The 14484-nt window shown below is 40.0% G+C and carries 9 protein-coding genes; 6 read left to right on the forward strand and 3 right to left on the reverse strand.

All coding sequences use genetic code 11. The features are described from left to right. A partial coding sequence (locus BM073_RS15570; protein WP_091655266.1) for a YDG domain-containing protein occupies nucleotides 1–1521 on the reverse strand: 1521 nt, incomplete at its 3' end. A gap of 519 nt (nucleotides 1522–2040) precedes the next feature. On the opposite strand from BM073_RS15570, the gene BM073_RS15575 reads away from it, so the two are divergent. The 5 genes from BM073_RS15575 (at nucleotide 2041) to BM073_RS15595 (ending at nucleotide 9277) form a co-directional block, all read left to right on the forward strand. Further along, the gene (locus BM073_RS15575) at nucleotides 2041–5274 is read left to right on the forward strand and encodes a S41 family peptidase (protein ID WP_091655267.1); all 3234 of its coding nucleotides are present in this window, start codon (nucleotides 2041–2043) and stop codon (nucleotides 5272–5274) included. A 106-nt stretch (nucleotides 5275–5380) separates the two neighbouring features. Beyond that, nucleotides 5381–5878 carry a hypothetical protein gene (locus tag BM073_RS15580; protein WP_091655268.1) on the forward strand — a complete coding sequence of 166 codons (498 nt, stop codon included), beginning with the start codon at nucleotides 5381–5383 and terminating at the stop codon, nucleotides 5876–5878. Between the two features lie 184 nt (nucleotides 5879–6062). Then, on the forward strand, nucleotides 6063–6449 hold the full coding sequence (locus BM073_RS15585) for a hypothetical protein (RefSeq protein ID WP_091655269.1): 387 nt from the start codon (nucleotides 6063–6065) through the stop codon (nucleotides 6447–6449). Nucleotides 6450–6497: 48 nt separating this feature from the next. Continuing rightward, a complete protein-coding gene (locus BM073_RS15590) occupies nucleotides 6498–7886 on the forward strand; it encodes a glycoside hydrolase family 30 protein (RefSeq protein ID WP_091655270.1) in 1389 nt (462 codons plus the stop codon). Nucleotides 7887–8560: 674 nt separating this feature from the next. Next, the gene (locus BM073_RS15595; protein WP_091655271.1) at nucleotides 8561–9277 is read left to right on the forward strand and encodes a hypothetical protein; all 717 of its coding nucleotides are present in this window, start codon (nucleotides 8561–8563) and stop codon (nucleotides 9275–9277) included. A gap of 112 nt (nucleotides 9278–9389) precedes the next feature. Here BM073_RS15595 and BM073_RS15600 read toward each other — a convergent pair whose 3' ends face one another. Together BM073_RS15600 and BM073_RS15605 are read right to left on the reverse strand one after the other, a co-directional pair. Next, complete coding sequence (locus BM073_RS15600) at nucleotides 9390–10733, reverse strand: Gfo/Idh/MocA family protein (RefSeq protein WP_091655272.1); 1344 nt, start codon at nucleotides 10731–10733, stop codon at nucleotides 9390–9392. A 192-nt stretch (nucleotides 10734–10925) separates the two neighbouring features. Next, entirely contained in the window at nucleotides 10926–11660 is a 735-nt protein-coding gene (locus tag BM073_RS15605; RefSeq protein ID WP_091655273.1) for a 3-keto-disaccharide hydrolase, read from the reverse strand. A 164-nt stretch (nucleotides 11661–11824) separates the two neighbouring features. On the opposite strand from BM073_RS15605, the gene BM073_RS15610 reads away from it, so the two are divergent. After that, the gene (locus BM073_RS15610; protein ID WP_091655375.1) at nucleotides 11825–14365 is read left to right on the forward strand and encodes a M14 metallopeptidase family protein; all 2541 of its coding nucleotides are present in this window, start codon (nucleotides 11825–11827) and stop codon (nucleotides 14363–14365) included. The last annotated feature ends 119 nt before the right edge of the window (nucleotides 14366–14484 follow it).

The raw sequence follows: 14484 nt of genomic DNA on the forward strand, positions 1-14484 counted from the left end.
AACAAGCGTACCGGTCAAGGCTGGATCCGCTGATCCGTATTCTTTCGTGTTCGCATCCGGGGTCACGCTCGCCGATTTCGTGGTGATCGTGAACTCCGCAGTATTGTACGTAATGTCATAGTTACTCAACACCCCTGCTGGACTCAACTCCGCACTGATTTCATACGGCCCGCCAAGGACGGTCTCACCTGCTTCTCTGCTGTAAACCGCAGTCACATTGTCTCCCGCTAGGAAGCCAACAAGCGTACCGGTCAAGGCTGGATCCGCTGATCCGTATTCTTTCGTGTTCGCATCCGGGGTCACGATCGCCGATTTCGGAGTAATATTCGCTGTCGTGGTTCCTACCGAAGTCAAGTTGTAATTACCAGCTGCACTTCCAGAAAGAGTCGCTCCGGTTAAGGTTACTGTTTTTCCGTTGCCAACGCTGGCAGTTGCAAAAGTCGCAGTACCCCCACTCAAACTAACATTCCCCACATCTCCTGCCAAAACTCCGTTTAAGATTCTTCCTAATACATTTGCGGAAGTAGTGCCGTCGTAGACTTTGTTATCAGCTGTGAAAGCACCAGTTAATGTCTTAGGAGTAATTGTTAAAGTAGCATTTCCATCACTGGTAGCAGAACCACAAGCTCCAGTTACTACCACTCTATATCTTCTTCCAGAAAGTGCAACTCCTGGCGTTGTTAAGGTAAGTGTATTAGTTGTAGCTCCAGAGTATATTCCTCCATTTGAAATTGGAGTCCATGCTCCATTAAATTCTTCCCATTGGTAGGTTAGTGATCCTGAACCTGAGCCTGTAACAGAAAAAGTGGCGTCAAAGCCATAGGTATTATTATAGTCCCCTGGGTTTGTGACGCTGGTTGTTGTACATCCCAAATATGTACCAAGGATACCATTGCTTCCAGTATAGTTTCCATTTACTGTAAATCCTTGTGAATAATTTCCTTGACCATCCCAATAATAATTTGATGGGTTTGAAAATGACCAAAAAATTTGAGTTCCATCTTTAGCAGCGACACCACCATTACTTTGAGAATTAAAAGTAATAATTTGAGTTATTTGTGTTGCATTTGATGGAGTTGCAGGAGTATATGTAACTGTGACAGACACAGATATTCCATTAGGTAATCCTGAAGATCGAAATTGAACATTTCCATCCGTAAACTCCGTTACCGCCGTTCTCCCTGAGCTTTCACCTGTAGCAGTAAGCACAAAATGAACCCCTAAGTGGTTTATTTTTATCAAAAACCCATCATAATAAATATTACCATTCGGATCTGCGATGGCATAGTTATCATGGGAATTGGAACAGGTTTCGGGTTTGGGGGTTTCTTCGAAATGAAAATCAACCCGTTCCCCGGGTTGCCAACCTGTACCTGTGATAATCACATACTCACCAGGAGCATAATCATCCTTATCCGTGGTGACTGTGGCTTGTCCTAAAGCTTCTGAAAAGCTTGAAAAGCATAGAAGTAAAAGCACCAAGCTAAAAAGCCTGGCAATTTTGGGTAAAATTGTATCCATGAGAATTCAGTAAATAGTTGCAAACAATATTCTTAATCCCCATCTAACCCATTTACTCTTCTATTAAACAATTACTTATGGGGATTCTAAATCAGGATAAATATGAAAATTAGTTTTTAAAAAACAAACCCTTTTTACTTTTCATACCATTTTTTTTGTATTACAAACCGTAAAAAAAGTTTTTCATTTTAATTATAACTATACTTCAAATTGAAAATAGGTGAAATTTCCCTCTAAAAAATCGACTAATTGACTATTTACAACTAAAAATATAACTTTTCCTTGAGCCGCTTTATTTAGAAAATAATTTTCAAAATATTGATTTCAGTCATCTTCCTGTTTCTATTTTTATAAATAAGGTACCAGAAAACACTATCTGTAATTGAGTTACACTTTTTCTCCAGAGGAAATTCATTAAACCCAAACAGACTCTATTTCATCTTAAAACTTCCTTTCCTTGAACGGTTAGCCAACCAACTGGAATTCCATTATTTTTAGGGGAAACCACAGATTAAACACATGAAAAAAATCCTTTCTCTTTTTCTGATTTCATGCTCCAGTTTATGGGCTTGGGGTCAGGGAACTCAGCTTTTACGGGAACCCACTCTTTCCCAATCCGAAATCGTTTTTGTATATGCCAATGATCTTTGGAAAGTAGGTCGGCAAGGCGGACAAGCTATCCGTCTCACCTCCAATGAGGGAGAAGAACGACTCCCCCACTTTTCCCCTGATGGTAAATACATTGCTTTCACCGGCGAATATGATGGGAACACAGATGTGTATTTGATTCCTTCATCTGGCGGTGAACCCCAAAGATTAACCTGGCACCCCGGGGATGATTTGGTAACGGGCTGGTCGCCGGATGGTAGCAAGGTCATATTTACTTCTTCCCGAGAAGGCCACCCAACTCAAGAGTCTAGATTCTTTGAAATCTCTGTGAAAGGCGGAATGCCTCAATCCTTGGAAATCCCAAGAGCTGTGAATGGTGAAATTTCACCGGATGGAAAGCATTTCGCCTACCAGCAAATTGCCTTTTGGGATCCGGAATGGAGAAACCACAGAGGAGGCCAAGCCAAACCGATTTGGATTGTGGACAGAAAATCCATGGAATTGACCATGACTCCTCAGTTGGATGGAGAAAGACATACAGACCCGGTATGGTTTGGAAATAAGGTGTATTATATCTCGGAAAGGGATTACCTAGCCAATTTATGGTCTTTTGATCCAGCTACCGGAAAGGAGCAGCAAGAAACTTTCTTAAAAGACTTTGATATCAAAACCATAGATGCAGGTCCTGATGCCATTGTCATTGAACAAGGAGGATATATTCACCTCTTTAATCCTCAGGATAAAAGCCTCAAACAAGTTCCGATTGAAGTAAAAGGGGATTTCTTCTGGGCGAGGGAGCGATGGGTAGACGTATCAGCTAACTCTCTTCAAAACCCTCAACTTTCTCCAACAGGACAAAGAGCAGTATTTGAGTTTAGAGGGGAAATAATTACCATTCCGAAAGAAAATGGCGCCGGAAGGAATATCACCAATTCTTCTTCCTCTGCTGAAAGAGCTCCAGTTTGGTCTCCTGATGGAAGCAAAATCGCTTACTTCTCTGATAAGAGTGGAGAGTATCAGTTGGTCATTGCAGACCAAACAGGTTCTAAAATAGAAAAAACTATAGCCATTCCGGATCCTAGCTTCTTCTTCAAACCAGAATGGGCTTCTGACGGAAATCACATAGCATTCACGGATACTGACTATCAGATATGGGTGGTCAATGTAAATACAGGAGTAGCAAAAGTGGTGGATACAGATCGATATGCCCATCCCAACAGAAGCATGAACCCGGTTTGGTCTCCTGACGGAAAATGGATTGCCTATTCCCGATTGATGGACAATCAGTTTAAATCCATTTTTGTCTATGAAATTTCCAGTGGAAAGAAGATTCAGATTACAGATGCAATGGCCGATGCTATTTCGCCTGTTTGGGATGAAAGTGGCAAATACCTATACTACTTGGCAAGCACTGATTTTGGTTTGAATACCGGTTGGTTGGATATGAGTAGCTATGACAGACCAACTACTAGAAATCTTTATCTGACTATATTAAATGCTGCGGACAAATCTCCACTTCTACCTCAAAGTGATGAGGAAAGCAAAAAGGAAAGCACTGAAGAGAAGAAAAAAGAAGGAAATTCACCTGTCATAATTTCAGAAGCAGAAATCTTAAACAGAAGAGTGGCAGTGGATATTCCGGCAAGGGATTATACCGGTTTAGCTTCAGGCCCTGAAGGTTCGGTATTTTATATGGAAAATATCCCCAATGAAGGCATTGCCTTGAAAAAATATGACTTCAAAAAGAGAAAAGCTGAGGACTTTTTATCCAGAGTAAATGAAGTTGTTATCTCACAGGACAGAAAGTCTATGCTTTATCGCTCAGGATCAACCTGGGGAATCATAGAAACCTCCGGAAATGGTAAAAAACCTGGTGATGGTGCATTGAAAGCAATTTCCACCATGAAGGTAAAAGTTAATCCTCAGGAAGAATGGCAGCAGATATATCGGGAGGGATGGAGATATCAACGCGACTTCTTGTATGTGGACAATGTTCATGGAGCGCCTTGGGATCAGATCTATGAGTGGTATAAACCATGGGTTGCCCATGTCAGACACAGAACAGACATGAATTACATCATTGATATTTTGGGCGGTGAGGTAGCTGTAGGCCATTCTTATACTAGAGGTGGAGATTTCCCGGATATCAAAAGAATTCCTATTGGATTATTGGGTGCAGATTTTGAAGAGGTAAATGGCAATTACCGAATCAAAAAAATCTATTCAGGTGAAAGTTGGAATCCAAATCTCAATGCCCCGTTGGCACACCCTGGCAATGAAGCCAAAATTGGAGAGTACATTGTAGCTGTCAATGGAAAACCGATTCAATCAGGAACTAATCTATATTCTTACCTAGAAGGAAGCGCCAACCAATACACGACGATTCACTTGAACTCCAAGCCGGGAATGGATGGCGCTAGAATGATAGCGACCGTTCCGGTTTCTAATGAAAATCAATTACGATTGATGGATTGGGTAGAAGGTAACAGAAGAAAAGTTGACCAACTTTCAGGAGGAAAACTTGCCTATGTTTATTTACCTAATACTGGTCAGCCAGGCTATACATTTTTCAACAGATATTACTTCTCTCAGCAGGACAAGAAAGGAGCAGTAATAGATGAAAGAAACAATGGCGGTGGTTCGGCAGCTGACTACATGGTAGATATCATGGCTCGAGACCTACATGGATATTTTAATTCCCGAGCCAATGATCACAAGCCTTTCACCACCCCAATGTCAGGAATTTGGGGACCTAAAGTCATGCTGATTAATGGTCGTGCAGGTTCAGGTGGAGATCTTTTGCCTTATCTATTTAATAAAATGGAAATAGGTCCTTTGATCGGAACCAAGACATGGGGAGGCCTAGTAGGAACTTGGGACACTCCTCCATTTATCGATGGAGGTAGAATGGTGGCTCCGAGGGGTGGATTCTACGATGTCAACGGAGAATGGGCCGTGGAAGGAGTTGGAATTTCTCCTGATATTCCTGTCGAACAAACCCCAAAGGAAGTTGCATCCGGAAAGGACCCGCAATTAGAAAGAGCAGTGCAGGAAGCATTAAGCAGATTAGCTACGGAGGGTGTAGAACTGAAGCCTGAACCAGCTCCTCCAATCCGTTATTTTAGACCGAAGAAAGACAACTAAGTCCTCTAAGCTCTTGGGAAACCAAGAGCTTTTTCATTTGAATAAGAGGAGAATAATTAGGAAAAAAGGGCCAAAATCACCATTTTAAAAAGCAAACAAAATGAATATGTTAGACCAATTATTAAAAATGGCCGATGGGCCTCTACAAGAATTATTAGCCAACTCCAGCGTCAATGCCGGACCGGGTGCAGCAAGCGCAATTGAATCTACCCTTTCAAGTATTCTTCAGAGTAAGGCTAAAGCTGGAGATTTGACTGCAATTAAAGAAATGTTTTCAGGAAACGATACAGATCCAGACAGTCCTGTTGTTCAAAACCTTGCCGGAGATTTGTCCAGCGGTTTGATGGATAAATTAGGAATAGACAGCAAACAAGCCATGAGCATTGCCATGACTGCTTTACCTTTTATCATGAATTTCTTTAATAAAAGAGTCAACGACGCTCCAATGGCAAATAATGATATCATGAATTCTGTAGCTAAGGCTCTTCAGGGAGGCCCTGGAGCTGGAGGAGCAGATATTTTAGGAACTTTACTTAGCGGAGGAGGAAAAGGCGGAATGGATCTAGGAGGCCTGATGGGAATGGGTAAAGGGTTGTTTAAGTAGTTTTTAACTCCCCAGAATTCCGCGAGAATCGAAAGTGAAGTTGGAGAACCGAAAACGGAAGATAAAAGTGTCCGATGACCGATGACCGATGTTAGGTAGAATTGGACTTTTAAGCTGCTTTTATAACGTATAAGTTGTTTTGTGGCATAAACTCACATAATATTAATCACCAAAAAGTTTAGAAATGAAAATCAAATTAGTATTTACAATCATTTGCCTTTCTTTATTTGCTTTTAGAGCTCAATCGCAATCCCTGAAAGCTCCTAAAATGGATATGGCTGCGCAGGTTTTGAAGGTGCTGAATAATACCAAAGGATTAGGCTTAAATCAGGATCAGGAAAGCAAACTGATGGATAATAATAAGAGCTTTGTGGATCAGCTGATGAATATCAATAAGAGTGATGCTTCAGATGAGGATAAAAAAGCTGGCTTTTTGAATCTCAAGGAAAAAAGAAACAGTTTCCTAACTCAATTGCTGACTCAGGCTTTATTTCAAAAATACACAAGCCAAGTAACCAAGGGCATTAATCCTTTAAAATCAAAATTGGGACTAGCAGCTCTTGCTTTCTGATATGATTTAACACAAATTCAAGCTCCAATTTATTTTGGAGCTTTTTTTATGCCTATGAAAAGACTATCCTATCTATTGCTTCTAATAGCATGCATTGCTTGCGCTAAACCTAAGCAGGAAATTGAATTTTGGTTGACTGATCCCAATCAACCCATCTTGTTCGAAAAGCAAGATGTATATTTCATTTCAGAGTCAGAGCAGAGTTTAGAAGTAGATCCTGAGATCATTTATCAGGAGATGGATGGGTTTGGATTTACTTTATCTCAAGGAAGCGCTCAGCACCTTTTGGGGATGAGTGACTCTGCCAGACTTGATTTGCTAAAAGAGCTTTTTGGAGACGATGAAAAATCTATCAGAATTTCCTATTTAAGATTATCAGTTGCAGCTTCAGATTTGAATGAATATCCTTTTTCCTATAATGACTTATCAGATTCTTTAGGCGTAGATCCTGAATTAGAGTTTTTCACACTAGGCCCAGACACTTTGGATGTAATTCCAATCTTAAAAGAAATTATATCCATCAATCCAAAAATTCAATTGATGGCTTCTCCTTGGTCCCCTCCTTCCTGGATGAAAGATAACAGAGATACCAGAGGTGGATCATTACTGGAAGAATACGAAGCTAGCTATGCCCAATACTTAGTGAAGTATATAAAGGCAATGAAAGAGCAAGGCATCACTATTCATGCCTTAACCATTCAAAATGAACCGCTGCATCCTGGGAATAATCCATCCTTATTAATGCTGCCCGAACAGCAGGCCAGGTTTATTGGCCAACATTTAGGACCTGCTTTTGAAGAGGCAGGAATTCAAACCAAAATCGTCATTTACGATCATAATGCCGATAGGCCAGACTATCCAATTACAGTATTAGAGGATTCACTTGCGTATCCTTATATAGACGGTTCTGCATTTCATTTATACGGAGGCAAAATCGAGGCTTTATCGGAAGTTCATCAGGCTTTTCCCGACAAAAATATCTACTTCACAGAGCAATGGATAGGTGCACCGGGAAATCTTCCAGGTGATCTGTCTTGGCATACAAAAAATCTAATTATAGGTGCGACTAGGAATTGGGCTAAAACTGTATTGGAATGGAACCTTACCTCCAACCCCACTTTAACTCCACACACCGACAGAGGAGGTTGCGACAGGTGCTTGGGCGCAGTGACACTTGATGGTGAGGAAGTGACTAGAAATCCTGCTTATTATATAATAGCGCATGCAAGCAAATTTGTTGATCCAGGTTCTGTAAGAATTGACAGCCCAGAGATCTCAAACCTACCAAACGTAGCTTTTTTGAGGCCGGATAGAAAACGCATATTAATTGCCCTCAATGAAAGTTCCGAGCTTAAGGCTTTTCAAATCAAAGAAGGAAGCAAAGTATTTGATGTTTCCTTACCTGCAGGTTCGGTAGGCACTTGGATTTGGGAATAAAGTAACCTAGTTTTCAGAGTTCATGTCAGTGGAAGTTTTTTAAATAGTTGACAATGTCTGAATCGGGTTTCTGCTGATCTATCAAATAAATGGATCTTCAAATAAAACAATAGCTACATCCACTAATCATGAGTGTAGCTATTTTTTTCGGATAAAGAATTCTGGTTATCCTCAATGTGGCATTGTTAAGAAACTCACCAACTGGTTAGAAAGATAGAAAACTTCTTAAACCACTGACTAAATCAGAAATCTGGCTCTTCACCCTTTATTCCAATATAAAGCCGATATAAATTTTTTCATTTATTAAAATCTCCAATTTAATCCCTCAGCAATCTAACAAAGAAACAAATCCTATCTAGTTAGATTTTTTTTAAAAAACATATATAAGAGTCGTCTTTACATGACAAAAACTTTGTTTGGATCCAATCAGTGCTTGAAACTCTCTCCCTTTTGTAAGTTCTGAGAAAAATATTATTCAATATTATAAAAATATTTGGAGAACATTATTTGGAGTTAATGATTTTACAGTATATAATAATAAAAATAATGTAAATATGTAGAATATCATTTTGATGTATTCAAAATACATAAAATATTATTCTAAAACATATAACTCAATAAAGGTTATATGAAAAACAAAAAAATGAATTTCAAAAGACATAATAAATAGGGTCATGAAAGCAAAAATGACACTTGGTATCCTGTTCTTGTTTCTAAGCCTTACAACTTTCAGCTATGCAGCTGAAAAAGATGTTGAGGGAAATGAGAAAAATGCTGTATTGAGAGTAAATATTACCGGTAAGCTTAAACTTTGCAGTTTTGACGACAAGGGTTATGCTTTCGTAGACGTTAAAGGTGGAAATCCTCCTTATAAGATATCCTCTAGAAATAAAGTTTCTAATCAAATTCTAAGTGACTTGAATCCTGGAACATACACTGTTCTCATTGAAGACAAGGATGGAAACAAACTGGAAGAAAGATTTGTGGTACAACCACCTATGCCAATTTTGGCAGAGATTGTAGAAATTAAAAATGCCAATATCGAATCCAACGAATTGGGTGCTGCCAAGTTAGGAGTTAAAAATTTCGATAATTCAACATTGAAAATTGAGTGGAGTCATGGCCTAAAGAATAGAGAGGTTGCAGAAAATCTAAAACCGGGCTCTTATTTCGTAAAAGTTTCTGATGAATCAAGTTGCGAAACAACCATTTATTTTGAAGTAAAAGAATCATCAAATTCTGATTATTCTTTCACTATCCCTGCTAAAAAGTCATACACTAGTCAAATTATAGCTGAAGACAATCCTTCAAAATGGATGGGTAAAAAATTCACCAAAGAAGAATTAAAAGCCATTGCAGATGAGATTGCCTCCAAAATGGAAAACAAGTAAAGTTTAGCTGAATGACTTTTATTCTAAGGTTTTAATGGGTTGATTATTTTTTAAAATACTTTAAGGCATGGATTAGGGGTCCATGCCTTTTCTTTTTTTGATCATTCAATCTTTAAACTACCGGCAACTTCCAGCCATTATGATAATTGGCTTTGATCAATTGATTTGCCTCCGCATCGGTGAATAGATTTTTGGTAGAATCCCAATATACTTTTTTACCTGTTTTGTAAGCGATATTCCCCATCTGGGCATTGATTGCTGCTACCGAACCTGTTTGAATAGCGCATTTCAATTGGGTGGGGTCATTGGCCATGACAGATTCCACATAGTTGACCGCATGTAGATCCAATGCACTTGGGCCTGAAGGTCTGGTATGAGGAACTTCCTCCACTTTAGGTACTCTTTGCCCGTCAATATTCTCTGTTTCAGGAATCACTTTCCAGCCTCCTCTATTCACCACCAAGGTCGCATTATTTCCTATAAAGGCGATTCCTTCTGTAGTTCCATAATTTCCTCCATCAATTCCTGTAGCATGCTCCCATAGCATATTAAATCCATCATACTCATACACCGTCTGCAAAGTATCTGGAGTTTCAGAAGCATCATCAGGATAGGCAAATTTTCCACCTGAAGCCATCACAGATTTTGGAGCACTTACTCCCATAGCATAAAGAGCAATATCAATTTCGTGTACACCCCAATCTGTCATCAATCCTCCTGCGTAATCCCAGAACCAACGGAAATTAAAATGAAATCGATTTGGATTAAAAGGCCGCTTGGGAGCAGGACCTAACCACATATCATAATCAACACCGGTAGGCGCAGGACCGTTGGGAAGTACGGGCACAGGTTTCATCCATCCTTGATAAGCCCAGCATTTCACCAATCGGATTTGACCCAACTTACCTGATTTGACATACTGAATAGCCTGATCGTATTGAGAGCCGGAACGCTGCCATTGCCCAACCTGCACCACTTTCCCATATCTTTCCTGAGCTTTCACCATCAACTGACACTCCTCAATGGTATTCGCAATGGGCTTTTCTACATAAACATGCTTACCTGCAGAAACTGCATCAACCATATTCAGGCAGTGCCAATGGTCTGGAGTACCAATAATCACCACATCTATATCCGGATCTTCCAGCATTTTCCGGTAATCCTTGTATTGTTTGGGTCTTGTACCACGTAATTTGAAAACATCTTCCGTTCTCTGATCCAATACTGCTTGGTCTACATCTGCCAAAGCCACACAGTTGACATTAGGGATTTTTAGATGGGCATTCATATTGGACCACCCCATCCCTTTGCATCCAATCACTCCATAATTGAGCTGATCTGAGGGTTTGATTTTTCGGATAAAAGTCCCAAAATCCGCCGCTGTTAAAATACTGGGCATACTTAAACCAGCTCCTAGGAGCATAGTGTTCTGCAAAAATTTTCTTCTTGATGACATGATGTTTTAGGTTATTAAGGCTTAGAGTAAATTGAATTTTAGATTGACGATTTGTGAATTACGAAGCGGTGATTAGCATCAAACCTTTCCTTAATTTTTAGACTATTCTTCTTTCGAAAAAAAAGAATCAAGCCTAGAAAGACGCTGATTTCAATTTTTGGGGTTCGTAAATCGTCACTTGTAATTCGTATATCATAAAGGTCTAACCCAGATATTTCTAAATCTTACTGGATTTCCATGGTCTTGCAACTTGATCGGCAATGTCTCTGGATGTGCCTTATAATTTGGGATACCAATGTATTCTGTTGGTCCCCTTAAAATCACATTGTTTTGTACGACTACACCATTGATCAAAACCGTCACGGTCGCTGGTGAAGTCAACATTCCATTCTGATCAAATCTTGGTGCTTTGAATATGATATCATAGTAATTCCATTCCCCGGGAGCTCTTAATGGGTTCACCAAGGGAGGATATTGCTTGTAAATACTTCCAGCTTGTCCATTAGTATAAGTTTTGCTCTCATAGCTATCCAAAATCTGTACTTCATACATTCCCATCAGGAAAAAACCAGAGTTACCTCTACCCTGTCCCTCTCCTACAATCTCTGTAGGTGCTGACCATTCTACATGGTATTGAGCGTCTCCGAATGGAAGCTTGGACTGGATATCACCTTTTCCTTTCACCACAACCAATTCGCCATTCTCTATTTTCCATTCAGCTGAACTTGAACCGTCTTTCGCTGAGACAAAATTATTAAGGCTTGTTCCATCAAATAAGACTATGGCATCAGAGGGAGGAAGATTATTCTGGCTTCCGGGACTGATTTTAGGTGGAACAGGAGTATAAAACTCAGTAGCCTGTGGAGGTAATTGGGGAGGAGTTGGATTTTGAGCAAAAGTGGCGACACTAAATCCACACAAAAACATGCAGACAAAAAGAAGTTTCAAAGAAGTCTTCATACAATAGATTATTTAGGGTAAAATTTTTAAGTCCATTAAATTAAGCCCAAATGAACGCAATCAAAAAACCATTGATGGATTTTTCATTGTCAGGCCAAATTCCTTTCCTAATTTTCAGAAAATTACCAAATATGAAAAAACTACTAACCGCACTAATTTTCAGTTTATTCACCTTTTTACAAGCCTATGCGCAGGTAGATTACTTCTTTCCAGGCGAAAGTTTTGATCCTGCTATCCCTTCCCCGGAAGAATTTCTCGGCTACCCTATCGGTGATTGGCACACCCGTTACGATTTGATTGTCAAATACTATGAAAAGTTGGATGCTGTAAGTGATTTGGCTCAACTCCAAACCATAGGCTATACCCATGAACATAGACCGAAAATCATTTTGACCATCGCTTCGGCTAGCAATATGGCCAATTTGGAGGCAATTCGTCAAAAGCAACTGCAATTGGCTGATCCATCCAAACCGAAACCTGATGTGAGCTCTATGCCATCCATCATTCACCAAGGATATGGAGTCCACGGTAATGAGCCTTCGTCTGCAGAGGCCGCGATGCTTACTGCTTATTGGCTTTTAGCTTCCCAATCAGACCTGGCAAAAAATCTCAGAGCAAATGCGGTGGTTCATTTCGATCCAACTGTGAACCCAGATGGTAGAGACAGGCATAGCTTATGGGCTAATTCCAATAAAGGCTTCCCTCCTGTTGCAGATCCTATGGATAGAGAGCATAATGAAGCTTGGCCTGGAGGAAGAACCAATCATTACTGGTTTGACCTAAATAGAGACTGGTTGCCTTTAGCCCATCCCGAATCCCAGGTAAAAATTGCCTGGTATCATCAGTGGTATCCTAATGTCACCACAGATTTTCATGAGATGGGCACCAATAGCACCTACTTTTTTGAGCCTACCAAACCTTATGGATCAGAAAATCCGGTAGTTCCAAGAAAAAACTACGATGATATCAATCCGAGATTTGCTAAATACTTTGCCAAGTACATGGATGAAATCGGAAGTCTCTATTGGACTAAAGAGGTATTTGACAATAGTTACCCAGGTTATGGATCCACCTACCCAGATATTCACGGGGGATTAGGTTTGGTCTTTGAAACAGCCAGTAGCAGAGGACATTTGCAAGCCAGCCAGCGGGGTGATATCAGCTTTGCTTTTACGATTAGAAATCATGTGGTGAACTCGCTAGCTACCATGGAAGCAGCTTTGGACAACAGAGAATACATGCATAATTACCTGCGTGAATTTTTCGAGTCAGCAGTATCTGAAGGGTCCAAAGATCCGGCAAAAAACTATGTATTCGGAGATCCTTATGATGCTAGCAGAAATCAGTTGTTCATTCAATTCCTCAGAGATCATCAAATCAAGGTTTATGAAAACAGCAGTGATTTAACGGTTGGAGGCCAGAGCTTCAAAAAAGGCAAATCTTGGGTGGTTCCTACCGCCCAACCTCAATACAGAATGGTGAGAACCATGTTTGAATATGTAAAGGAATTTGCGGATTCAGTCTTTTATGATGCTTCTGCTTGGACTATGGCAGCTTCATATGGTGTTCCTTTTGCCTCCGCCCCTGGTGCAAAGCCTGGAACAGAAGTACTGAACTCTTCAATGCCTACTTATGAGTTTCCTGAAGGAAATGCTTATGCTTACCTCATTGATTGGTCTGATTACTTTGCTCCTAAAATGTTGCATGATTTGCAGCAGGCTGGAATACATGTAGAGCTAATCAACCGAGACTTTAGCTCTCAAACTCAGGATGGAAGAGTAGATTTCGCCAGAGGTACTTTGATGATCCCTATGGGCTTTCAGAAACTGAAAAAAGAGGATGTTCAAAAGCACCTGAAAGAACTCGCTGCAAAAAATTCCCAAAAAGTCTATAAAGTAACTACCGGACTAAATGTGTCAGGTATTGATTTAGGCTCCAATCTGGTTGGAGCAGTTCAAGAGCCAAAGGTCATTATGATTGTTGGACCTGGTATTTCATCTTACGAGGCAGGAGAGATTTGGCATTTGATGGATACCAAAGTAGGGATGCCTATTACCAAGGTAAATTCGGATATGTTTAATAGAGTTAATCTTTTCGACTACAATACGCTGATTATGCCTTCTGGATCCTACAGTTCCTTATCTGAATCCTCAGTAAGTCATATCAAAGATTGGGTAAATAGAGGTGGAACTATCATTTCCATGAAAAGCGCGAGTCTTTGGTTAAACCAGAAAGAAATTACCAAAGAGGCTCCTGTAGAATTAGAAAGAAAACCTGAGCCTAAGGAGCTTCCGTTTGAGACTAGGAGAGATTTTGAAGGCGCTAAAGAAGTGGGAGGAAGTATTTATATGGCAAGACTGGACCTATCTCATCCTATTGCTTATGGATATAGAAGAGAAACCATACCGGTTTATAGAAATACTAATCTTTTTATCCAACCTAGTAAGGATAAATATCTGACTCCAATCAGGTATACTGCAAATCCTTATTTGGGAGGATATATTTCCAAGGATAATTTAGAAAAGCTTAAGCAAAGCGCGAGTGTGCTGATCTCGCCTACTGGCGGAGGTAGAGTCATTCATTTCTTCGATAGCCCAAATTTCAGAGGAGCTTGGTATGGCACCAATAAATTATTTCTGAATGCCATTTTCTTCGGAAACCAAATGGATTAAAGAAAAGCTGGAAGACCGATAATCGAAGTTGCTTTTTCGCAAACTTTGAACTTCCTATAAGCCGTTAAATATCCTTATTGGTGGAAAATAATCCCTTTTTAAAAGTCGCAGAATATATC

This window comes from Algoriphagus ornithinivorans (assembly GCF_900115305.1).
Lineage (GTDB): Bacteria > Bacteroidota > Bacteroidia > Cytophagales > Cyclobacteriaceae > Algoriphagus > Algoriphagus ornithinivorans.